This is a genomic window from Dietzia sp. 111N12-1, from assembly GCF_001658045.1.
GTDB lineage: Bacteria > Actinomycetota > Actinomycetes > Mycobacteriales > Mycobacteriaceae > Dietzia > Dietzia kunjamensis.
In genome coordinates, this window is the sequence record NZ_LSSV01000021.1 from 26,673 (window position 1) to 49,776 (window position 23,104).

The 23,104-nt window shown below is 71.3% G+C and carries 19 protein-coding genes; 12 read left to right on the forward strand and 7 right to left on the reverse strand.

Annotated elements, in window-relative coordinates:
- The first annotated feature begins 54 nt into the window (after positions 1-54).
- From AYO52_RS03515 to AYO52_RS03525, 3 genes are all read left to right on the forward strand, one after another.
- Positions 55-1,308, forward strand: coding sequence for an NADH:flavin oxidoreductase (locus AYO52_RS03515; RefSeq protein WP_067713288.1), 1,254 nt, complete (start codon positions 55-57; stop codon positions 1,306-1,308).
- A gap of 108 nt (positions 1,309-1,416) precedes the next feature.
- Positions 1,417-2,280 carry an SDR family oxidoreductase gene (locus AYO52_RS03520; RefSeq protein ID WP_067713291.1) on the forward strand — a complete coding sequence of 288 codons (864 nt, stop codon included), beginning with the start codon at positions 1,417-1,419 and terminating at the stop codon, positions 2,278-2,280.
- A gap of 5 nt (positions 2,281-2,285) precedes the next feature.
- Positions 2,286-2,684: a DoxX family protein gene (locus AYO52_RS03525; RefSeq protein ID WP_067713296.1), complete on the forward strand. Its 399-nt coding sequence runs from the start codon at positions 2,286-2,288 to the stop codon at positions 2,682-2,684.
- A 37-nt stretch (positions 2,685-2,721) separates the two neighbouring features.
- On the opposite strand, the gene AYO52_RS03530 is transcribed toward AYO52_RS03525, so the two are convergent.
- Together AYO52_RS03530 and AYO52_RS03535 are read right to left on the reverse strand one after the other, a co-directional pair.
- The gene (locus tag AYO52_RS03530) at positions 2,722-3,750 is read right to left on the reverse strand and encodes a mechanosensitive ion channel family protein (protein ID WP_067713298.1); all 1,029 of its coding nucleotides are present in this window, start codon (positions 3,748-3,750) and stop codon (positions 2,722-2,724) included.
- Between the two features lie 181 nt (positions 3,751-3,931).
- A complete protein-coding gene (locus tag AYO52_RS03535) occupies positions 3,932-5,443 on the reverse strand; it encodes a dolichyl-phosphate-mannose--protein mannosyltransferase (protein WP_067713301.1) in 1,512 nt (503 codons plus the stop codon).
- A 66-nt stretch (positions 5,444-5,509) separates the two neighbouring features.
- Here AYO52_RS03535 and rsmI point away from each other — a divergent pair, with 66 nt between their 5' ends.
- A complete protein-coding gene (gene rsmI, locus AYO52_RS03540; RefSeq protein ID WP_067713438.1) occupies positions 5,510-6,349 on the forward strand; it encodes a 16S rRNA (cytidine(1402)-2'-O)-methyltransferase in 840 nt (279 codons plus the stop codon).
- A 14-nt stretch (positions 6,350-6,363) separates the two neighbouring features.
- On the opposite strand, the gene AYO52_RS03545 is transcribed toward rsmI, so the two are convergent.
- Positions 6,364-7,581, reverse strand: coding sequence for an aminodeoxychorismate synthase component I (locus AYO52_RS03545; protein ID WP_067713304.1), 1,218 nt, complete (start codon positions 7,579-7,581; stop codon positions 6,364-6,366).
- A gap of 99 nt (positions 7,582-7,680) precedes the next feature.
- Between AYO52_RS03545 and AYO52_RS03550 the strand changes: the two genes are divergently transcribed.
- From AYO52_RS03550 to AYO52_RS03580, 7 genes are all read left to right on the forward strand, one after another.
- Positions 7,681-9,255, forward strand: coding sequence for a BCCT family transporter (locus tag AYO52_RS03550; protein ID WP_067713307.1), 1,575 nt, complete (start codon positions 7,681-7,683; stop codon positions 9,253-9,255).
- 43 nt (positions 9,256-9,298) lie between these two features.
- On the forward strand, positions 9,299-11,137 hold the full coding sequence (metG, locus tag AYO52_RS03555) for a methionine--tRNA ligase (RefSeq protein ID WP_067713310.1): 1,839 nt from the start codon (positions 9,299-9,301) through the stop codon (positions 11,135-11,137).
- A 9-nt stretch (positions 11,138-11,146) separates the two neighbouring features.
- On the forward strand, positions 11,147-12,013 hold the full coding sequence (locus AYO52_RS03560; RefSeq protein WP_067713313.1) for a TatD family hydrolase: 867 nt from the start codon (positions 11,147-11,149) through the stop codon (positions 12,011-12,013).
- Between the two features lie 224 nt (positions 12,014-12,237).
- Entirely contained in the window at positions 12,238-13,428 is a 1,191-nt protein-coding gene (locus AYO52_RS19175) for a resuscitation-promoting factor (protein WP_082923741.1), read from the forward strand.
- Complete coding sequence (rsmA, locus tag AYO52_RS03570; RefSeq protein WP_067713441.1) at positions 13,425-14,354, forward strand: 16S rRNA (adenine(1518)-N(6)/adenine(1519)-N(6))-dimethyltransferase RsmA; 930 nt, start codon at positions 13,425-13,427, stop codon at positions 14,352-14,354. Before AYO52_RS19175 ends, rsmA begins: the two co-directional genes overlap by 4 nt.
- A gap of 10 nt (positions 14,355-14,364) precedes the next feature.
- Positions 14,365-15,384 (forward strand): 4-(cytidine 5'-diphospho)-2-C-methyl-D-erythritol kinase, encoded by a 1,020-nt coding sequence (locus AYO52_RS03575; protein WP_067713443.1) that lies wholly within the window; start codon positions 14,365-14,367, stop codon positions 15,382-15,384.
- Between the two features lie 2 nt (positions 15,385-15,386).
- Entirely contained in the window at positions 15,387-17,234 is a 1,848-nt protein-coding gene (locus AYO52_RS03580) for an ABC-F family ATP-binding cassette domain-containing protein (RefSeq protein WP_067713316.1), read from the forward strand.
- Positions 17,235-17,252: 18 nt separating this feature from the next.
- Here AYO52_RS03580 and AYO52_RS03585 read toward each other — a convergent pair whose 3' ends face one another.
- From AYO52_RS03585 to AYO52_RS03600, 4 genes are all read right to left on the reverse strand, one after another.
- Positions 17,253-18,776, reverse strand: coding sequence for an HNH endonuclease signature motif containing protein (locus AYO52_RS03585; protein ID WP_067713318.1), 1,524 nt, complete (start codon positions 18,774-18,776; stop codon positions 17,253-17,255).
- Positions 18,777-19,098: 322 nt separating this feature from the next.
- Positions 19,099-19,800 carry an HAD hydrolase-like protein gene (locus AYO52_RS03590; RefSeq protein WP_067713320.1) on the reverse strand — a complete coding sequence of 234 codons (702 nt, stop codon included), beginning with the start codon at positions 19,798-19,800 and terminating at the stop codon, positions 19,099-19,101.
- Positions 19,797-20,351, reverse strand: coding sequence for a TetR/AcrR family transcriptional regulator (locus AYO52_RS03595; protein ID WP_067713322.1), 555 nt, complete (start codon positions 20,349-20,351; stop codon positions 19,797-19,799). Before AYO52_RS03595 ends, AYO52_RS03590 begins: the two co-directional genes overlap by 4 nt.
- 67 nt (positions 20,352-20,418) lie before the next feature.
- Entirely contained in the window at positions 20,419-22,035 is a 1,617-nt protein-coding gene (locus AYO52_RS03600) for a GMC oxidoreductase (protein WP_067713325.1), read from the reverse strand.
- An 86-nt stretch (positions 22,036-22,121) separates the two neighbouring features.
- Between AYO52_RS03600 and ppk2 the strand changes: the two genes are divergently transcribed.
- Complete coding sequence (gene ppk2, locus AYO52_RS03605) at positions 22,122-23,024, forward strand: polyphosphate kinase 2 (protein WP_241504377.1); 903 nt, start codon at positions 22,122-22,124, stop codon at positions 23,022-23,024.
- Positions 23,025-23,104: the final 80 nt, after the last annotated feature.

The window sequence follows — 23,104 nt, forward strand, 5'->3', positions numbered from 1 at the left end:
AATGCGCTGGCCAGACAGGGGACGGGGCGGGTGGAACAGGTTATAGTTCTGCTCATGAGTCTCGCGCCCGGAACACCCGCACCCGATGTCTTCAGCCCCGGCAAGATCGGCAACGTGACGCTGCGCAACCGCATCGTCAAGGCCGCGACCTTCGAGGGGCGCTGTCCCAAGGGGCGCATCACCGACGAGCTCATCGAGTTCCACGCCGAGTACGCGCGCGGCGGCGTGGGCATGACGACCGTGGCCTACCTCGCGACCTCCCCCGAGGGCCGCACCGACAAGCACCAATACCACTGGGGAATGGACGACGGTGGCATGCTGCGCAAGCTCACCGACGCCGTGCACGCCGAGGGCGCCGCGATCTCCGCCCAGGTCGGTCACGCCGGGGCCGTCGCCAACGGGTCGTCCAACGGGCTGCCCCCGCTCGGGCCGTCCCGGATCCCGGCGCCCACCGGCCTGGCGATCACCAAGGCGTGCACGGAGGCGGACATCGACCGGATCGTGTCCGACCACGTCCGCGCCGCCCGCGGTGCGTATGAGGCCGGTTTCGACGCCATCGAGGTGCACTTCGGTCACAACTACCTCGTCAGCGAGTTCCTCAGCCCCAAGCTCAACCGGCGCAAGGATTCCTACGGCGGATCGCTGGAGAACCGCGCCCGCTTCGCCCGCCGCATCGGCCGCGCCATCCGCGACGCCATGGGCGACAAGATCGCGGTGACGATCAAACTCAACATGGACGACGGCGTGCCCGGTGGGTTCTGGATCGACGAGGCCCGCCAGGTCGCCCAGTGGCTCGAGCAGGACGGCTCCGCCGACGCGCTGGTGATGACAGTCGGCAGCTCCCTGCTCAACCCCATCTACCTGTTCAAGGGCGCCGCGCCCCTGGAGGAGTTCGCCGCCACCCAGCCCGCGGTGATCAAGATGGGCATGAAGGTCGTGGGTCCGAAGATGTTCAAGGAGTACCCGTACACCGACGCGTACATGTTCGACGACGCCCGGCAGATCCGCGAGGCCGTGGACCTGCCGATGATGCTGCTCGGCGGGATCGTCGACCGGCCGTCCATCGACAAGGCGATGGGGGCCGGTTTCGAGTTCGTCGCCATGGGCCGAGGCCTGCTGCGTGAGCCCGACCTACCCAACAAGCTCAAGGAGGACGACCGGCGTCGGTCGCTCTGCGTGCACTGCAACCGCTGTATGGCCACCATCTACAGCGGCAGCCGCTGCGTGCTGCGCGAGTACGTCCCGCCGATCCCCGCCCGCGGCGGCCACGACACCCTCCAGGCGACGAGCCCCACGCCACCCGTGTAGAGCGGACGCGCCCGCCCGTCCCCGCCTCACGTGCCCCGTCGGGCCGCTACGGTGATCACATCGGGTGGCCCGCCGCTTTTCGATCCGGGCCCGGACGTGGGGGAGTAGATGTCGAGGCGACGGATCAAGAACTACCGGGGCAGGGTCTGCGTGGTGACCGGCGCGGCCAGCGGGATCGGTCGCGCGGCGGCCCTCCGGCTCGCGGATGAGGGCGCCCGCTTGGTGCTCACCGACCTCAACGCCGAGGGGCTGGCCTCCGCCGAGCAGGCCTGCCGGGACGCCGGTGCGCCCGTGCTCGTGGCCGAGGCGCTCGATCTCACCGACCACGAGGCCGTGATGGCGTTCGGGGAGCGCGTCGTGGCCGACAGCGGTGCGCCCGACGCGATCTTCCACGTGGCCGGCAACTCGGCCTGGGGCCGCCCGGATCTGCTCGAGCACCGGATCTGGCGGTCGATGGTCGAGGTCAATCTCATGGGCACCATCCACGTGGTGGAGGCGTTCGTGCCCGCGATGATGACCGCCCGCAAGCCCGCCGCGCTCGTCCTGGTCTCGTCCGCCGCCGGTCTGCTCGGCCTGCCGTGGCACGCCGCCTACAGTGCCGCCAAGTTCGGGATCCGCGGCGTCGCCGAGGTCCTGCGTTTCGACCTGGCGCCGTACGACATCGGTGTGCACCTCGTCTGCCCCGGCGGCGTCGACACCCCGCTCGTGGAGACCGTCGAGATCGCGGGCGTCGACAGGTCCGATCCCGAGGTGGCCAGGACCGTCGACCAGTTCCGGCGCCACGCGGTCACCCCGGACCAGGCCGCCGAGAAGATGCTCGAGGGCGTGCGCAAGGGGCGCTACCTCGTCTACACCTCCCCGGACGTCCGCGTCGGCTTCGCGGCGCAGAAGTTCGCCCCGCCGTTGTACCGGCTCGCGATGATGGCCCTCCACCGTCGGCTCGCCAAGGCCGGCCGGGGCATCCTCCCGTGAGGGGGATGGAGACCCTCCGGGACGCCGCGATCCTCCTGGCCCGTGTCGGGCTCGGGGTGGTGTTCGCGGCCCACGGATGGCAGAAGTTCTTCACCCTCGGCCTGGGCCGGGTGGCCGAGCAGTTCTCGAGCTACGGCATCCTGCAGCCGGCCGTCACCGCCGCGATCGTCGCCGGAGTGGAGTTGGTGGCCGGGGCCGCCCTCATCGCCGGGCTCCTCACCCCACTCGCGGGCATCCTGCTCGGCGTGGATATGGCCGGCGCGTTCTACTTCGTCCACGCGACCAACGGCCCGTTCATCACGCAGAACGGCTGGGAACTCGTGGTGGCGCTCGGGGTGGGGGCGCTGCTCGTGGCGGCGGTCGGCGCCGGCCGGTTCAGCATCGACAGGGTGCTGGGCGGCTAGCGCCGACCGGGCGGGGACGGCTGTCGCCGCCCTGGCCTCACCCCGAGGCCATCGCGCGCATCGCGGACACCGGGAGGCCGTCCGGGTACGGGGCGTCGATGCCGGCCTCGTCGAAGGCGTTGCGGATGCGGCGCCGCAGCTCCCGCTCGGTGGCCCACTGGGTGTTGGCCTGCGTCACCGCGGTCATCCGCAGGGACCAGAAGTCCGCGTCCAGCGCGTTCACGCCCTGGAGCTCCGGGCCCGAGATGAGGTTCGAGGCGATCGGCTCCTCGGCCGCCGCCTGCCTGGCGGTCTCGATGGCCACGGTGCACGCCCGGTCGACGTCGGCGGTGTAGGACACGGGGATCTCGAGGAACGCCACGCCGAAGTCCTGGCTGTAGTTGCCGACGCGCTGGATGTCGCCGTTGCGGCAGTACCAGAGCGTCCCGTGCAGGTCCCGCAGTGAGGTGACGCGCAGTCCCACGTGCTCGACCGTGCCCTCGGCCTCGCCCAGGTCGACCCAGTCACCGACGCCGTACTGGTCCTCGAAGAGCATGAACAGACCGGAGAGGAAGTCCCGGACGAGGGCCTGGGCGCCGAAGCCCAGCGCGACGCCGACGATCCCGGCGGACGCGATGAAGGGCGCCACGTTGACGCCGACGATGGCCAGGGTCTGCAGCACCACCCACACGAGCACGGCGAACGAGACGATCGACTTGAGCACCGACCCGATGGTGGCCATCCGCTGTGCCCGCCGTTCCGCGCGTCGATGCTCGGTCCGCACGTGCTCCGCGGAGCGTCGTCGACTGTTCTTCTTCAGACTCGCGGCGGTGAGACCGCCACTCTCGTCGGCGGTGACCTCACCGCGGTCGCCGTCGGGGTCGAGTTCGACCGTGTGCGCGCCGGCGCGCCGGTCGGCCCGTTCCTGTCGGCGGCGCCGCCACGAGGACGGGGACGCGTTCTTCGACGGGGCGGTGATCCGGTCGATGCCCCGGTGGAGCACCCACCGCACCAGCAGCGCCAGCACGAGGTACAGGGCGATCATGGCCGGCTTCTCGACCAGCCACTGTTGGGTCACGTCGCTCATCGGGAGATCGGCGAAGGGAAGGGATAGCTCGTTCACTGCCGCGACGGTACTGACCGCACACCGTCGGCGACACCTCGTCCCCGGCCGCGGGGCGGGGGGATCAGGCTGCGCCAAGCCGGTGATAAGCGAGCGCTCAGCGGCCGGGCTCAGTACGGGTCGGGTCCGCGCGTGGTCGACCGCGCTAGCGCCAGGACGGCAGCCAGAGCTGGTGGCTCCACTCGGTCTGGGTGATGGGCATCCCCGAGAGGATGGGCAGCGCATAGATGAAGTTCACCGCGACCAGCGCCAGGTACAGGCTGACGATCGCGCGGCCGATGAGCTGCCGCCGGGGGGAGTCGGTGGCCCTGCCGGCGATCTCGCCCAACACCAGCGCGATGATCATGACGAAGAACGGCGCCATGACCGAGGCGTAGAAGAAATACATCTGGCGGTCGTGCTGGAAGAACCACGGCAGGTAGCCGGCCATGTAGCCCACCAGTGGGAACGCGTAGCGGCCGTCGCGGCAGATGACGGCGCGCCAGAACGCCCACGCCAGGACGGGGATGGCCAGCCACCAGATGGCGGGCGTGCCCAGGAGCATGATCGCGCGCACGCACGAGGTCTCCCCGCAGCCGGCGATGCCCTCGCCCTGCTCGACGTAGTAGAGCATCGGCCGCAGACTCATGGGCCAGGTCCACGGTTTGGACTCCCAGGGGTGTCGGTTCCCGGCGGAGGTGGTCAGCGTGGAGTGGAAGTCCAGGACCGACGACTGGTAGTACAGCCACGACTGCACCGCGTCGGGCAGCCAGTTGTCCTCGACCTCGTCGCCCACGACGTGCCGGTACACGGAGTTCTCGTTCGCGAACCAGGGCAGCCAGGTGAACATGTGCAGGATCGCCGGCCAGAGGACGAGGGTGAGGAAGGCCGGCACCGCGTCGCGTAGCAGTGCGCCCGCGATTGGGCGCTGGACCCCGTAGCGGCTGCGCAGGGCCCAGTCCCACGCCACGGTCATCAGACCGAAGAAGGCGATGAAGTACAGGCCGGACCACTTGACCCCCAGTGCGAGGCCCAGCATGACGCCGGCGGCGAAGCGCCACCAGCGGAATCCCAGTCGCGGTCCCAGGCTCGACAGGTGGAGCCTGCCCTCGAGGGCGGCCCGATGCATGCGGGCGCGCATCCGGTCGCGGTCCACCAGCAGGGCGCCGGCGGCCGCGACGACGAAGAGCACCTGGTAGATGTCCAGCATGCCGATTCGAGAGGTCACGAAGCTGACGCCGTCGAGGCACAGCAGCAGCCCGGCGACGAGGCCGAGCTGGGTGGACCGGGTCAGGCGCCGGGTGATGCGCATGACCATGAGCACCACGAGCACCCCGGCCAGAGCCGCGGTGAACCGCCAGCCCAGGGGCGAGTAGTCGAAGAGCATGCCGCCGATGGACTGGATCTGCTTGGCGACGGGCGGGTGGACGACCAGGCCGTAGGCGGGGTTCTCCTCGATGCCGAGTTGGGCGACGTTGTACGACTGCGGTGCGTAGTGCTTCTCGTCGAAGACCGGGGTGCCCTTGTCCGTGGCCGAGGTCAGGCCCCAGAAGCGGGAGAGGAACGCCAGGACCAGGATGGCGCCGGTGGCGATCAGGTCGCGGGTCGTGTCGACCGGACCGGTGTCGGGGGCGGGCAGCGGGCGTCCTGGTGAGCGCACGCCGATGGTCGAGGTCACAGGCAGAGCATAGTGGGGGCCGAGCGCCGGGCGGGGATGCGCCCGGCCACCGATAGGGTGGTCGTCATGACGTCCGGACGTGTCGTGTTGGCGGCCACCCCCATCGGGAACCCGGCTGACGCCTCGGACCGGCTGCGGCAGGTCCTGGCGACCGCCGACATCGTGGCCGCGGAGGACACCCGCCGGCTGCGTTCCCTCTCGACGGCTCTCGGGGTGACCATCGGGGGCCGGGTGATGAGTTTCTTCGAGCACAACGAGGCCGGTCGCGTGCCCCAGTTGGTCGAGCGGGTCCGCGCCGGGGACGTGGTGGCGGTGGTGACCGACGCCGGGATGCCGGCGGTGTCGGACCCGGGGTACTCGCTGGTCGTGGCGTGCATCGAGGCCGGGCTCCCGGTGACGTGTCTGCCGGGACCGTCGGCGGTCACCACGGCGTTGGTGCTCAGCGGGCTGCCGGTCGACCGCTTCTGCTTCGACGGGTTCCCGCCGCGGCGCCCGGGCCGACGCCGGACGTGGTTGGCCCGGCTGGCGGCGGAGGAGCGCACCTGTGTGTTCTTCGAGTCCCCGCACCGCCTGGCCGACACGCTCGCCGAGGCGGCGCAGGTCCTGGGCGCCGATCGCCGGGCGGCGGTGTGCCGGGAGTTGACCAAGACCTACGAGGAGGTCCTGCGCGGCACCCTGGGTGAGCTGGCCGAGCGGACCGCCCGCGGCGTGCTGGGGGAGATCGTCGTGGTGGTCGAGGGTGCCGACGCCGCCGGGTCGACCGCCACCCTCGAGGACCTCGTGGAGATCGTCGAGGAGCGGGTCGAGGCGGGGGAGCGGCTCAAGGACGCCTGCGCCGCCGTGGCCGAGGGGTCGGCGGTGACCAAGCGGGACCTCTACCAGGCCGTGCTCGACTCACGCGCCTGAGGGGGCGCGGCGGCTCAGAGCCAGGGCGCGGGACCGCCGCCCCAGGTGAACGCCGCCTTGTGCACGCATTCGTCCCATTCGGCGTCCGGGTCGGAGTCGATGGTGATCCCGCCGCCCACCCCGAGTTCGCAGCGGCCGTCCGGCGCCACCTCGAGGGTGCGGATGGCCACCGCCAGGTCGAGGGTGTCGGCGGTCGCGAACCCGTAGGTGCCGCAGTGCAGGCCGCGGGACCGCGGCTCCCAGCCGGCGATGAGTTCCCGGGCACGCTGCTTGGGGGTCCCGGTGACCGAGGCGGGTGGGAAGGTGGCGGCCACGAGGGCGTCGTGGTCCACCGAGGTGCGCGCCGTGACGGTGGAGACCAGATGGTGGACGCCGGGCGCGGGACGGACGGCGAGCAGGTCGGACACCCTCACCGAGCCCACGTCCGCCACTCGTCCGAGGTCGTTGCGCGCGAGGTCGACGATCATGATGTTCTCCGCGACGTCCTTGGCGGAGGCGAGGAGTTCGGCGGGGTCGCGGTCGGCGGGCACCGTGCCCTTGATGGGGCTGGTGCGGACGTCGTCGCCGGTGCGTACGAGGAACTCCTCGGGGGAGAAGGCCAGCACCGCGCCCCACTCGCCCTCGAGGTACGCCGACCGCGCGGCGGGGGCGCGGCGGGCCAGGGAGAGGAAGGTCTCGAGCGGGTCCGCGCGGAGCCTGCCGTCGAGGCGGGTGCTCAGGCAGGTCTGGTAGACCTCGCCGGCGCGGATCGCCTCGAGGCAGTCCACCACGGCACGTCTGTGCGCGCGACGGTCGGGGGCGGCCCAGGTGAGGGGGATGCCCACCTCGTCGTCGTCGCCATCGTCCCCGTCGTCACCGGCGCCCCCGGATGACGGCGGCCCGTACCGTCGGACCACCTCGTGCGGGTCGGGGGCGGTGCCGTCGCCCCGCCACCGGCCGTCGGGGGCGAGCGTGAGCCTGCCGGTGGCCGTGCCGCGGACCGCCGCGGGCAGGAGGGGGGCGTCGTCCGGTACGTGGTCGGGGAAGGAGCGGAACCCGACGACGACGAGGTCGCCGGCCACCGAGAAGACCTGCTCGGGCCGGGTCGGCCGCAGGTCCACGGACGGGATGATCACCGCCGGGGAGCCGCACCAGTCGCCGAGGAACGCCGCCGGGGGACCGATCCCGAGGGCCCGCGACCGCTCGTGGAGGGCGCGGAGGAGCGCCGGCACGGCGGGGGTGGAATCGGGCACCGTCCGATCGTGCCACCCCGGGGCGTCGAATCCACGCCGGGGACTGATAAGCGTTTTAATATCTTGCGCTCACCTTGGATTGTTGACAGGGTTCGACGTATGCCTAAGTCACGAGAGAAAGCTTTCGACGCGTCGAATGACGGCCCAGAGGACCCTGTGCGCGGGCCCCGTCCGGGCGTCGACTTCACGGTCCTCGTGCCCACCACGATCATCGCTCTCATCGTGGTGATCTGGGGCGCCATGTACACCACTTCGTTCGAGAACGCCGCCGGTGAGGCGTTCTCGTTGGTGGTGGACACGGTGGGGTGGCTGTTCATCCTCGTCTCGACCACGGTCGTGGTCTACGCGATCTACCTGGCTCTGTCCCGGTTCGGCGGCATCCGCCTGGGCGGCGACGACGAGAAGCCGGAATTCTCCACGCGGTCGTGGATCGCCATGATGTTCGCCGCGGGTATGGGCATCGGGCTGATGTTCTACGGAGTGTCCGAGCCGCTCACCCACTTCCAGGAGCCGCCGCCGGGGCAGGAGCAGCAGTACGACGTGGCCATGGCCACGACGACCTTCCACTGGACCCTGCACCCGTGGTCGATGTACGCGATCGTCGGGCTCGCGCTCGCGCTGGCCGCCTACCGCTTCAAGCGCGGCCACCTCATCTCCCAGGCGTTCGTTCCGCTCATCGGCGAGAAGCGGGCCGCGGGATGGATCGGCAAGGTCCTCGACATCGCGACCGTCGTCGCGACCATCTTCGGCACCGCGGCCTCGCTCGGCCTGGGTGCGCTGCAGATCCGGGCCGGGCTCAACGAGACCGGCGCGATCAGCGGTGGCGGCATCGCCCTGGTCGTGGGCGTCATCGTGGTCCTGGGCCTGGTGTTCCTCGCCTCGGCAGCCTCCGGGATCAGCCGCGGTATCCAGCTGCTGTCGAACATCAACCTCATCCTGGCGGTGTCGCTCGCGCTGTTCGTGGCGATCTTCTCCGGCGCCCTGTTCTTCATGCTCGACCTCATCCCCACCACGATCGGCACCTACTTCTCCGACTTCTTCGACATGGCCTCGCGTACCGCGGTGAGCGAGAACGGTGAGGCCGCCGAGTGGCTCTCCGGGTGGACGGTCTTCTACTGGGCGTGGTGGATCTCCTGGTCGCCGTTTGTTGGCATGTTCCTGGCCCGTATCAGCCGTGGGCGCACCGTTCGCGAGTTCATCATCGGCGTGGTCCTGATCCCCAGCACCCTGTCGGTGGTCTGGTTCTCCATCTTCGGCGGCTTCGCCCTCTACCTCGAGGAGGCCGGACGCAGCGTCTTCGGCGACGGGTCGCTCGAGCCGCAACTGTTCAACCTGCTCCGCGAGCTGCCGCTCGCGCCCGTACTCATGGTGGTGGCGATGGTCCTCATCGCCATCTTCTTCATCACCTCCGCGGACTCGGCGTCGATCGTCATGGGCGGGATGGCCCAGCACGGCGTGGAGGAGCCGACCCGTTGGCTCGTCATGCTCATGGGGTCGTTCACCGCCGCCGTGGCGATCATCATGTTGGTGGCCGGTGACGGTGGCGGCGACGCCCTGTCGAGCCTGCAGAACATGACGATCATCGCCGCCTCGCCGTTCGTACTGGTGCTGATCGCGCTGTGCGTGTCCATCCACAAATCGCTCTCGCGAGATCCCGCGGCCGAGGAGGCCTGACGCGGTCCCGGCCCCCGCGGACGTGACCACTAGTCTGTAGCCCATGGCGAAGACAGTCCTGACCGCGGTCGCATGGCCGTACGCGAACGGCCCCCGGCACATCGGACACGTCTCGGGGTTCGGGGTGCCGTCGGACGTCTTCTCGCGCTACCAGCGGATGGCAGGCAACGACGTCCTCATGGTCTCGGGCACGGACGAGCACGGCACGCCGCTGCTCGTGCAGGCCGAGAAGGAGGGCGTGCCGGTCCAGGAGCTAGCGGACCGCTACAACCGGGTGATCGTGGACGACCTCGCCGGCCTGGGGCTGAGCTACGACCTGTTCACCCGCACCACCACGCGGAACCACTACGCGGTGGTGCAGGAACTGTTCCGGGGCCTGCACGCGAACGGCTACATGGTCGCCAAGACCACCACCGGTGCGGTGAGCCCGTCCACCGGGCGGACCCTGCCGGACCGCTACATCGAGGGCACCTGCCCCATCTGTGGTGACGACGGCGCCCGCGGGGACCAGTGCGACAACTGCGGCAACCAGCTCGACCCGGCGGACCTGAAGAACCCGGTCTCCAAGATCAACGGTGAGACGCCGAAGTTCATCGAGACCGAGCACTGGTTCCTCGACCTGCCCGCGCTCGCGGACTCGCTGGGGGACTGGCTCAAGGGGCGGAAGGACTGGCGACCCAACGTCCTCAAGTTCTCGCTCAACCTGCTCGAGGACCTGCGTCCGCGCGCCATGAGCCGCGACATCGACTGGGGGATCCCCATCCCGGTGGAGGGGTGGCAGGATCGCGGCGACAAGAAGCTCTACGTGTGGTTCGACGCCGTGGTCGGCTACCTGTCCGCTTCCATCGAGTGGGCGTGGCGCTCCGGCGAGCCTGAGGCGTGGCGACGGTGGTGGACCGACCCCGAGGCCGTGTCCCACTACTTCATGGGCAAGGACAACATCACCTTCCACTCGCAGATCTGGCCGGCCGAGCTCATCGGCTACGACGGCCGGGGCGCCCACGGCGGCGAGCCGGGGGCGCTGGGCGCACTGAACCTGCCCACCGAGGTGGTCTCGTCCGAGTTCCTCACCATGTCCGGGTCCAAGTTCTCGTCCTCGCGCGGCGTGGTGATCTACGTGCGCGACTTCCTGGCCGAGTTCGGCCCCGATGCGCTGCGCTACTTCATCTCGGTCGCGGGCCCGGAGAACCACGACACCGACTTCACCTGGGACGAGTATGTGCGCCGCACCAACTCCGAGCTGGTCGGCGGCTGGGGCAACCTCGTCAACCGCACCGTGTCGATGGCACACAAGAACTTCGGCGAGATCCCGCGGCCCGGCACCCTGTCCGACCTCGACGCCGAACTGCTGCGCGAGGCGGAGTCGGCCTTCGCCACCGTCGGCGCGCACCTCGAGCGCTCGCGGTTCAAGGCCGGCGCCACCGAGGCCATGCGCATCGTCGGCGCCGCCAACCGCTACATCGCCGCCACCGAGCCGTGGAAGCTGGCCAAGGAGCCCGACCAGCGCGAGCGCCTGGGTACCGTGCTGCACACCGCGCTGCAGGTGGTCTCCGACGCCAACACGCTGCTGACCCCGTACCTGCCGTCGGCCGCGCAGCAGATCCACGGCGCGATCGGCGGGCAGGGCGTGTGGGCCGCCGCCCCGCAGGTGCACGAGGTCACCGACGACATGCCGGTCGAGCTCGTCGGGGTCGGGCTGCCCGACGCTGGCCGCAGCTACCCGGTGATCATGGGTGACTACGCCGCCGAGCAGGCGCGGTGGGCGCGCACCGAGATCACCCCGGGCACCCCGCTGGCCAAGCCCAGCCCGCTGTTCGCCAAGGTCGACCCCGAGTTGGCCGAGACCGGGCCGAGCTGGGCGCCGATCCAGCAGGAGGACTGAGGCGACCGTATGGGTAAGCGCAAGCCCCGCCCCACTCCCGTCCTGCCCGAGTCGCTACCCGGGCTCGTCGACGCACACACGCACCTCTACTCCTGCGGTCACCGCACCGCCGACGAGGTGCGCGCCGCCGCCGACCGCGCCGCACTCGCCGGGGTCGCGGCCCTGGTCACGGTGGGCGACGACCTCGCCGAGTCCGAGGCCGTCGTGGCCGCCGCCGAAGCCGACGAGCGGGTGTACGCAGCCGTGGCCGTGCACCCCACCCGAGCCGCCGAGATCACCGACCCCGAGCGCGGCGAGCAGGTGCGGGCGCGCCTGCGCGAACTCGCCGCCCATCCGCGGGTCGTCGCGGTGGGGGAGACCGGCCTCGACCACTACTGGGTGGGGAAGATGGACGGCTGCGCCGACCCGGCCGAGCAGGAGGAGTCGCTGCGCTGGCACGCCGGGCTCGCCGCCGAGCTGGGCAAATGCCTGATGATCCACAATCGCGAGGCCGATGACGACCTGCTGCGTGTGCTCGCGGAGGTCGCCGGCCCGGGCTCGGGCATCCCGCACGTGATGCTCCACTGCTTCTCCTCGCCGCTGGAGGTCGCCGAGGAGGCCCTGGACCGCGGCTACGTGCTGTCGTTCACCGGCAACGTCACCTTCAAGGCCAACGACCACCTGCGCGAGGCGGCCCGCCTGGCCCCGGCCGGGCAACTTCTCGTGGAGACCGACGCCCCGTACATGGCGCCCGAACCGTTCCGGGGCGCCCGCAACGAGCCCGGCCTGGTGGGCTACACCGCCCGGGCGATCGCGGAGGTCCGGGGGCAGACGCCGGAGGACTTCGTGTCGGAGGTCGCCGACACCGCCCGCGCCGTGTTCGGCCTGACCGTCTGACGGGCGGGCCCGCCCGGGCCGACGACCGGTGTGGCGCGTGGTACTCGTGAGGGCTGAGTGGCGAATGTAACGAAACGTGACCTGAATACCTCGTCGTCGTCGACTCGTTCCCGCATGTCACGAGGGTCACGTTGCCCCGGCGCTGTCCGCTCGTTACGCTATCGTGATGAAACGCGAACGGCTGTACGGCAGTTCGCGGAGCTACCCGAGGAGAGAACCCACAAGTGGTTGACGACGCACGGACCGACACCCCCACGGGCGCCCGACCCGCCGCGACCCGGGGCATGCTCGCCCCCGTCAAACGACTCCACGAGTCCCGCTCCACCATGCTGCGGCTGTCCGTCGCCGGGATGCTCACCACCCTCGTGGTGGGTGGGGTGGCGGCGCTCGACCAGCGCACGCAGTACACCCTCGAGGTCGACGGCGAGCAGGTCGAATTGGTCACCTTCAGCTCCGACGTCCACGCCGCGCTCGCCGACGCCGGCTACAGCGTCGACGACCGGGACGTGGTGATCGCGCCCGGCGACAGCATCGACGACGGCGACACCGTCACCCTGCTGCGCGCCCGGCCCGTCACCGTCGAGGTCGACGGTCGCAGCGAGCAGGTGTGGACCACCGCCACCACCGTCGCCGACCTCGTGGCCGAGCGCGACGACGTCCCGCCCCGCAGCTACGTCAGCCCACGCATCGACGCGGACGTCCCGCTCGACGGCACCACCGTCTCCGTGGTGACCCCGCGCGAGGCGCTGCTGTCCGACCACGGCGGCCCCGCCACCCCGATGGCCTCACCCGGTGAGACGGTCGGGCAGTTCCTCGAGCGCGCCGGCATCACCCTCGGCCCGCTGGACACTGTCACCCCGGCCCCGGACGCCCCCGTCGAGCCCGGCACCGAGGTCACCATCACCCGCGTGGCCGTCGCCGAGGAGACCGCGGTCGAGCAGTTCGAGGCCCCCGAACAGACCACCGAGGACCCCGAGGCCACCGAGGGCGAGCGCACGGTCGTCGATCCCGGTGCCCCCGGCGAGCGCGAGGTCGTCTACACGATCACCCGCGTCAACGGTGTCGAGACCGAGCGCGCCCGCGGCGCGGAGAAGGTCCTCACCGAGGCCCGCCCCGCCGTCGTCCGCGTGGGCACCAAGCCCAGGCCCGCCGCGCCGGCCGTCTCGAACGGCGGCGTGTGGGACTCGATCGCCCAGTGCGAGTCGGGCGGGAACTGGAGCATCAACACCGGCAACGGGTACTCCGGCGGGCTGCAGTTCGCCGCCGGCACCTGGACCGGCCACGGCGGCGGCCAGTACGCGCCCAGCGCGCATCTCGCCACGCGCGAGCAGCAGATCGCGATCGCCGAGAAGGTCCGGGCCTCGCAGGGCTGGGGCGCCTGGCCCGCCTGCACCTCCAAGCTGGGTCTGCGCTGACCGGCCCGGACGCGACCTTCCGCGGGCAGGCCGACCCACTCGGCCCGCAGGAGGTGCGCGCGCTCGCGGAGGAACTGGGCATCAAGCCCACCAAGACCCTCGGACAGAACTTCGTCCACGACGCCAATACGGTCCGCAAGATCGTCACCGCCTCCGGCGTGGGCCGAGACGACACGGTGATCGAGGTCGGGCCGGGCCTCGGGTCGCTGACCCTGCCGCTGCTCGACGCCGCCGGCCACGTGGTGGCCGTGGAGATCGACCCCGTGCTGGCCACGCGCCTGCCCCGGACCGTGGCCGAGCGGGCCCCGCAGCTCGCCGACGCACTGACCGTCGTGGGCGCCGACGCGCTCGCGGTCTCCGGCGCCGACCTGGGCGGCCCGGGGGTCCCGCCGCCGACCGCGCTGGTGGCCAACCTGCCCTACAACGTCTCCGTGCCCGTGCTGCTGCACATGCTCGCCGAGGTGCCGACCCTGCGCACCGCGCTGGTGATGGTGCAGCTCGAGGTGGCCGATCGCCTCGCCGCCGCCCCCGGCTCCCGCGTCTACGGGGTGCCCAGCGTCAAGGCCGGGTTCTTCGGCACCGTCCGCCGCACCGGCACCGTCGGCCGCAACGTCTTCTGGCCCGTCCCCAACGTCGAGTCGGGCCTGGTGCGGATCGACGCCTACCCCGAGGCCCCGTGGGACCTGGGCGAGGCACACCGGAAACGGGTGTTCGCGGTGGCCGACGCCGCGTTCGCCCAGCGTCGCAAGACCCTGCGCGCCGCCCTGTCCGGGTGGGCGGGCTCCGGCGCGAACGCCGAACTCGCGCTGACCGAGGCCGACGTCGACCCCAAGGCCCGCGGTGAACAACTCACCACCGCCGACTTCGTCCGGATCGCCGAGGCGGCGGTGCGGCTCGGGATCGGACCGGCGCACCGGGAGCCGTAGGCTGGTGGTCATGCCCCGCGACGCCTCCACCCCCGCCGGCGCGCGCGCCGTGACGGCCGTCGCCCCCGCCAAGATCAACCTCCACCTCGGCGTCGGTGACGTCCGCGGCGACGGTTACCACGACCTGCTCACCGTGTACCGGGCCGTGGACCTGTGGGAGCGGGTCACCGTGTCGCTGGACGACGCCGACGACGACAGCGAGGTCGTCGTCACCGGGCCCGGGGCCCCGCAGGTGCCGACGGATCGGGCCAATCTCGCCGCCCGGGCCGTCGACCTGCTCCGCGAGGAGGCGGGATCGGACGCCCGGATCGCCATCCGGATCCACAAGGGCGTCCCCGTGGCCGGCGGGATGGCCGGCGGCAGCGCGGACGCCGCCGCCGCGCTCGTGGCCACGGACCGGCTGCTCGGTCTGGGACTCGGCCGGGCGGCGCTGGAGGAGCGGGCCGCGAGGCTGGGCAGCGACGTGCCCTTCTGCATCCGCGGCGGCACGGCGCTGGGTACCGGGCGCGGCGAGAAACTCGCGACGCTGCTGCACGCCCGCGCCGAGCAGCACATCGTGGTGGCCCTGGCCGACGGGGGACTGTCCACCCCGACGGTGTTCGCCGAGCTCGACCGGCTGCGCGCCGAGCGCGACCGGCTGCGCGCGGAGCGCGACCCTGCTGATCCCGGGCGCGACCCGGCTGATCCCGAGCGGGGCCTGCCGCGCGCGGGCGGGGTCGACCCGCTCGTGGCGGCCCTCGCCGGCGACGATCCCGCCGCCGTGGCCGGGCTGCTCGCCAACGACATGGAGGCCGCCGCGCTCTCGCTCATGCCCGCCCTCCGCCGGACCCTGCGCGTCGGCCGGGAGGCCGGGGCCCTGCACGGCATGGTCTCCGGCTCCGGCCCCACCTGCCTGTTCTTCTGCACCGACCGTGACCACGCGATCGCCGTCGCCGCCGAGATCAGCGAGCACGGCGTCGCCCGCGAGGTCCGCGTGACCCGCGGCCCGGTCGGCGGTGCGCACATCGTCGACGACCCCACAGGAAAGTAGAGATGGCCCCCACCAACCTCATCAACCTCGAGCAGTGCTCGGTCTCCTTCGGGATCCGGCAGGTGCTCGACAACGTCTCACTGGGCGTCAATGCCGGCGACCGCATCGGCGTCGTCGGCCTAAACGGGGGCGGCAAGACCACCCTGCTGGAGATCCTCACCGGCGTGGCCGAGCCCGACTCCGGGCGCGTCTCACAGGTCAGCGGTCTGCGGACCGCCGTGGTCACGCAGCGCACCGAGCTCGCCGCCGACACCGTGGGCCAGGCCGTGGTCGGCAGGCTCGGCCTCGCGGTCCACGAGTGGGCCGGTGACGCCCGCGTCCGCGCGGTGCTCGACGGCATCGGCATCCACGACCTGGGACTGGACACGCCCGTCGCGGATCTGTCCGGCGGTGAGCGGCGCCGGGTGTCGCTCGCCGCGGCCCTCGTGCAGGATTTGGACCTGCTCGTGTTGGACGAGCCGACCAACCATCTCGACGTCGAGGGGGTCCAGTGGTTGGCGGACCACCTCGTCGCGCGATCGAGTGCGCTCGTCGTCGTCACCCACGACCGGTGGTTCCTCGACACGATCGCCACCCACACCTGGGAGGTGGTCGACGGCCACGTCGAGCAGTACGAGGGTGGCTACAACGACTGGGTGTTCGCGCGCGCCGAGCGCGACCGCCAAGCCGCGGCCACCGAGTCGCGTCGTCAGAACCTCATGCGCAAGGAACTCGCGTGGCTGCGCCGCGGCGCCCCGGCGCGGACGTCCAAGCCGCGCTATCGCATCGAGGCGGCCGAGGCGCTCATTAAGGACGTGCCGCCGCCCCGCGACTCGCTACAACTGTCGAGCTTCGCCGCGCGGCGCCTCGGTAAGGTCGTGATCGAGCTGGAGGACGCGCGCCTCGATGCCCCCGACGGCCGCACCCTTGTCGACGACCTCACCTGGCGACTCGCCCCAGGTGAGCGCGTGGGCCTGGTCGGCGTCAACGGTTCCGGCAAGACCACGCTCCTGCGCGCGCTCGCCGGTGAGGCCCCCCTCGCCGCTGGCAGCCGCAAGGAGGGCAAGACCATCCGGATCGGGTGGCTACGTCAGGAACTCGACGACCTGCCGCTGGACCAGCGGGTGCTCGAGGCGATCGAGGACGTCGCCGCCCGGGTGGCGTTCGGCAAGGACGAGCTCACCGCCTCCCAGTTGGCCGAGCGGCTGGGCTTCTCGCCGGCCCGTCAGCGCACACCCGTCGGCGACCTGTCCGGCGGCGAGCGACGGCGCCTGCAGCTCACGCGCGTGCTCATGGCCGAGCCCAACGTCCTGCTGCTCGACGAGCCCACCAACGACCTCGACATCGACACGCTGCGCCAACTCGAGGACCTGCTCGACGGCTGGCCCGGCACGATGGTCGTCATCTCGCACGACCGCTACCTCGTCGAGCGCATCTGTGACTCGGTGTGGGCGCTGTTCGGCGACGGCCAGCTCACCAACCTCCCGCGCGGCATCGACGAATACCTCGAGCGCCGTCGCGTCGCCGGGGCGGCTGGCGACTCGGGCAAGGTGTCGCGCTCCACGCCGGGCGCCGCGTCTGCTTCGGCTGGCGGCTCTGGGGCCGGTGCCGCGGGTGGTAGTGCCACGGCTCCCGCCCTCTCCGCCGCCGAGGAGCGGGCACTCACCAAGGAGATGTCGAAGATCGAGCGGCAGATGGGCAAGCTCGACAAGCGCGAGGCCGAGCTCCACAAGGCCATGGCCGATGTCTCGGCAGGGGCGATGGACACCGAGAAGCTGGCCGCCCTGGACCGCGAGCTCAAGGACGTCTCCGCGGAGAAGGACACGCTCGAGGAGCGCTGGATGGAACTGGGCGAGCAAATCGAGGGTTGAGGCGCCCGGCCGGCCGACCTAGGCAGCCGACTGCGACCCCGGTTCGCGCTCTGCAGCGTGGAGTCGCTGTTCCGCCTGAGCGCGCAGGTACCTCCGTTCGGAGGCGCGACGGTGCCGGGTGTGCGGTTGGCGCTGCGATCCGGGTATGCCGTCTCCGGTTCTGCCGGCTTCGGCGGCCTCCTTCTGTAGCCGGGAGCGTTCGGGGTGTCGCGGTGCGCCGAACTCCGCCAATGGGCCGGTGGGGGTGGTGATGACGCGTGTCCCGGGGTCCTTGTCGGGATGGTTCGGACCATGTATCCACACGTAGTCCCCGTCAGTGCTCCGGTAGTAGGCCCAGATGCCATCGGTCTTGAGGCGATGGTGGGTGCGGCAGATGCTGCCGAGGTCGTCGCTGGTGGTGTATCCGCCGCGTTGGGGATCGTCGTGGTCGAAGGGGATGATGTGGTCGAGGTCCGTCTTGTCCGCCGGGGTCTGGCAGCCGGGGAAAACGCAGGTGCCGTCGCGACCCCGACAGAAGCGGGCCAGTGCCTCCGAGGGGTTGTACCGGCGGGAGGCCTCACTGTCCGGGTCCGCGAGCGTGTCGATCGCGTCGAGTCTGCGCCTGGCGAATCGCTGCAGTTCATCGGACGTGAAGCGACTGACGGGGCCGTAACCTGCCACGAACAGGCCCCGGAAGTCCGCGTCCCCGTCGTCGTAGGCGTGGATCACGACCCGGCGGGCCGCGGCCATCGCGTCCGGGTCCGTGGGGTGGTCTCCGTCGGGTGCGGGCAGACAGGTCCAGCCGCGGCTCAGGGCGAGGAGGCCGGCGGCCCTGAGTTGCCCGATCGACCGGGGGTCGTCTGTTGCGGCGGTGCGGACCAGGGCTTCGATCCGCTCGGTGATCTCCAGGCCGTCGACGGCTGAGAGGGTCGCGGTGAGCAGCGCGAGATCGCCGGTGACCGGCGTCATCTTCACGTTCTGCTCTCGCCGAGCCTGTTGTGCGCGGGCGTCCGCTCCCACGGGGTCGCAGCTCGCGACGTGCTTGCTGAGCATCTTGCGCAGTGGCCCGATCCTGGGAGGGTGGGTTCGGCGCCTCGTCGGTGCGAGTCCCTCGCTGATGCGGCGGTCGAGTTCCGGCATGAGACGGTCCTCCACCAGGGCGGTCTCCTCGGCGATGGCGTGGGCCGCGTCGACTCCGATCCACCCAGTCGTCAGCAGTGTCGCGGTGAGAGGCAGCCGCTCGGTCAGTTCTATGGCGGTGGCCACCAGCCGAAATGCCCCGCGGCGGGACAAAGCCATCGAGGCGCTCACCATGGTCGCCGCCGTGTCCAGGGGATCGCGTCGCTGGTCGTTCTGGGTTGACCTGGATACGCAGTCGTACGCAAAGGCCACAGTGCGGCCTTCGGCAGCGTTGATCGCCCGCTGCGCGAGATAGCCGCGTCGCTGTCCGGGGTCCCATCGGCTGAAGGCCTCAGGGACGACGACGTCGGTGGCGGGGGTAGGCACCGTCGTGAATCCCGGCGGGGTCACGAACGGCGAGTGGGCGGTGTCTGTTGGGCTCATGGTTCGACTGTATGTTCGAGGTACGACATGGTCGGAAGAAGTGGCTGTCACGGCCGTGACCTGCGGTGCCCTGGATGCCCCGTTCAGGGCGGCGCAGGTCAGACGGCACTGCGGTTCAGACGGCACTGCGGTTCAGACGGAGGCGTGGACGGCAGCCAGAAGTGCGTCGGCGTAGGTGAGGCATGGCGGTACGGCGTGCCACCGCGCCCGGGCGCTCTATGGATACCGCCAGGCCGTGGGCCCGGGCGGCGTCTGCAGCCTCGTGACCTGCGGTGCCCTGGATGCCCCGTCCAGGGCACCGCAGGTCGGACGGCACCGCGGTTCAGACGGTGGCGTGGATCGCGGCCAGCAGGGCGCCGGGATCTGTGAGATCCGGCAGGACGCCGTGGGCGCCGGCGGCGCGGAGGTCGTCGGCGGAAACCCTGCCGGTGGCGACAGCCACGCAGACGGCACCCGCGGCGCGCGCCCCGCGGACATCGTGCACGTGATCGCCCACGACCACCGACCGCCCGGGGGTCACGTCCACACCGCGGGCCCGGGCGGCGGCGAGGGCGTCGCGGACGAGGTGGGCGCGGTCCGCGTGGTGATCACCGAACGCGCCGAGTCCGGGATCGGGCAGCCCGTCGAAGCCACAGAGCCGCAGCTTGAGCAGCGCCGTCCGCCGCATGTTGCCCGTGACGATCCCCTGGTGCAGTCGCGGGTCCGCGGCCAGGGCGGCGACAGCTTCGTGGGCGCCGGGCAGGGGACCGCCACCTCCGGCCAGGAGATCGTCCCCGAACGTTTCGCAGCGCCGGGCCACGGCGTCCATGAGGGAATGGACCACCTCGTCGTCGTCGACACCTATCCCGTTGATCTCGAGCAGATCGGTGAGGATCGCGCGGTCGGTCCGTCCGGCGAAGGACACGCCCATGACGGGGTCGCGGCCGAGGAGGTCGGCGAGCGCCGGGGTGATCATGCGGGTCCCGAAGCCGGCGGGGTCGAGGAGGGTGAGGTCGAGGTCCCACAGGACGAGTACGTCGCTCACCTCCCGAACGTCTCCAGCAGCGGCGCCAGCCAGGTGGTGAGGAAGGTGCGGAGGTCGTCGTCGGAGCGGGCCTCGGGCGAGTCCAGGCACAGCACCGACCAGCCCACGTGCACGCCCACCTCCGCGACCAGGTCCAGGCGGCCGGCCAGTTGCGGGAACCGCTCGGCGGCGGGGACGAGGAGCTCGACCGCGTACTGGCGGGCCCGTTCGGCGGAGCCGGGGTCGAAGATGGGGTTCGAGCCGCCGCCGAGCGTGAGCGCGCGCAGCAGGGGATCGTCGAGGATGCAGTGGCGGCCCACCACCACGATCTCCACGATCAGCTCGAGGGGCGTCGTCGCGGCGTCGAGCACATCGGTGAACGCGCCGGTGAGCATGGTGAGTCGCTCGGAGACGGCCTGCGAGACCAGGTCCTCGCGGCTGCCGAAGATGGAGTAGACGGTCTGGCGGCTGACCTCGGCCTGCTTGGCGACCGCGGCGATCGTGACGCCCCCGAAACCGGCGCGCCCGATGACCGCTCGGGTGGCGTCGAGGATGGAGTCGCGGGAGCGCACCCCGCCAGTATCCCGGACGCCGCCGGACGCCGTGCCCGAAAAACGGTGCCCCTAGAAGTCGGCGCCCCTAAAAAACGACGCCCACGTCCTGCCGCACGATCCTGTCCAGCGCGCGCTCGGCGATCGCGGCGATGGTCAGCGACGGGTTGCACGCGGCGGTCGTGCCGGGGATGAGCGCGCCGTCGACGACGTACAGCCCGCGCTGGCCCAGGACGCGGCCGTCGAGGTCGCAGACCTGTCCCATGACGGCGCCGCCGAGCGGGTGCCAGGTGGAGTTGAGCATGCGGTTGGTGTCCGTGAGGTGGCCGGTCGGGCCGGCGATGGCGCGTGCGGTGCGATCGACGTGGGTGAGGATGCCGGAGTCGCCGTCGGCCGGCCAGCGGATGATCCCGCGGTCCTGCGCCGAGTCGTAGACGACCCGACCGCGGTCCGCGCTGACGCCGTAGCCGACCATCACCGTGGTGTGGGGGTCCGGTCCGAACGGTGGGAGCGAGGCCTGGATGACGGTGTGGGCGGTGGCGGGGTCCGACCAGTTGAGGCTGCCGTAGACCACGGGTCCGCCCTGGACGGCGCCGAACCCGGCGGTGGGGTCGGTCCAGAGGTAGATGCGGTCGGCGTTGGTGCCCCAGCCGCTGCCGATGCCGTCGGGCAGGTCGGTGACGGCGTCGGTGGTGGCGGCGCGGGTGAGCAGAGTGGAGGTGCCCACCGAGCCGGCCGACAGGATGAGCGCCGGGGCCCGCATCGACAGCGTCCGGACGAGCCGTCCGGCGGTGTCGAGGACCTCCACGTCCAGCTCCCAGCGGCCGTCGGGCAGGCGGCGCATCGCGCGCACGTCGTGCAGTGGCCGGACCTCGACGAGGCCCGTGGCCTCGGCGCGGGCGAGGTAGGTGACGTCGACGGAGTGTTTGCCGCCGTTGTTGACGCCCAGGGAGCTGTCGCCGTTGGTGTACGACGGGCGCATCTCGCCGCGCAGTTCCGCCAGGGCGTAGTCCCAGTCGATCGGCATGGGGATCTTGCGCAGGGGGAGCCCCGCGTCGCGGACGCGCTGGGCGAAGACGCGGGAGGCGGCGTACCGGGGTGCGGCGACGAGCTCGTCGGGGGCCTCGGCGAGGCGCAGCATCCGGGAGACGCGTGGGTAGTACTCGCGGTCCATCTCGTGCCAGTCGATCGCGCCGGGGAACCAGGTGTGGAACAGCTCCTCGGTGGGTTGTAGTGCCATGCCCTGGTAGATGAGGGAGCCGCCGCCGACGCCGGTGGCGCAGACGGACGTCATGTTCTCGCCGACGGACGCCTCGAGTAGGCCGGTGTGGCGCGGCAGGTCCACGGGGCGGCCGAACACCTGGGCGGGCGGGCGGAACCACAGGGCGCGCTCGTCGGGGGAGGTGGCGCTGGGGAAGGTGGTGGAATCCGGTCCGGTGGGCCAGCGGCGGCCTCGTTCGACGACGACGACGGCGACGCCCGCCTCAGCGAGACGAAGCGCCGAGATGCCGCCGCCGAATCCGCTCCCGACCACGATGCACCGGTGGTCCTGCACCTCGTGGGGGATCCGTCCGGGTGCGGGGGAGTCGGTCGCGGCGCCGGCGGAGTCGCTCGGCCGGGCGGCAGCCGCGGGATCGGTGGCCAGGGCGGCGATCCCGGCGGCGGCGACGGTGCCGAGGAAGCCCCGGCGGGAGAGGTGCGGCATGGGCGTGAAACTAGACAGTGTTGGCGAAAACTGTCAACATCGTCGTCCCGGCCGAGGAGGCCGGGTCGGGTCCGTAGGCTCGGGCCATGAGCAGCAAGAAGGACTCCGGTAAGAGCGGCAGCAAGAGCGCGTCCAAAAGCGGTGCCAAGAGCGGTGCGAAGAAGAAGGACCTCCTGCCCAGCGGTCTGGAGAAGCTGCCGAAGAAGGCCTACGAGGCCGAGCTCGAGCGGCTGCAGGCGGAGCTGGTCGAGATGCAGGCCTGGCTCCGGGAGACCGGCAACCGGATGGTGGTGGTTTTCGAGGGGCGCGACGCCGCGGGCAAGGGCTCGGCCATCAAGCGGATCACGCAGTACCTCAACCCGAGGCACGCCCGGATCGTGGCATTGCCCGCCCCGACGGAGGTGCACAAGACGCAGTGGTACTTCCAGCGCTACATCGAGCACCTGCCGGCGGCCGGGGAGATCGTGATCTTCGACCGGTCCTGGTACAACCGGGCCGGGGTGGAGCGGGTGATGGGTTTCTGCACACCCGACGAGTACCGGCGGTTCCTGCACCAGGCTCCGATCTTCGAGCGGCTGCTGGTGGAGGACGGGATCATGCTCCGCAAGTACTGGTTCTCCGTGTCCGACGAGGAGCAGGAGCGCCGGTTCCGGTCGCGCCATGACGACCCGATGCGCCGCTGGAAGCTCTCGCCGATGGATCTGGAGTCCATCACCCGGTGGGAGGACTACAGCCGGGCCAAGGACGAGATGTTCGTCCACACCGACATCCCCGAGGCGCCGTGGTTCACGGTCGAGTCCGAGGACAAGAAGCGCTCGCGGATCAACGTCATCTCGCACCTGCTGTCGACCGTGCCGTGGGAGAAGCTCGACCCGCCGGAGCTGGAGATCCCCGAGCGGCCGAAGGGTGCGGACTCGAACTACGACCGCCCGCCGCGCGAGGAGTTCAGGTACGTGCCGGACGTGGCCTCGCAGTTGTTGGAGGGCTGAGGCGGCGGGCCCGCATCGGGGGCAGCGAAGTAGGAATTCCTAGTATCCGTGCGACGGTCCGTGGGCGGCCTGACACTATG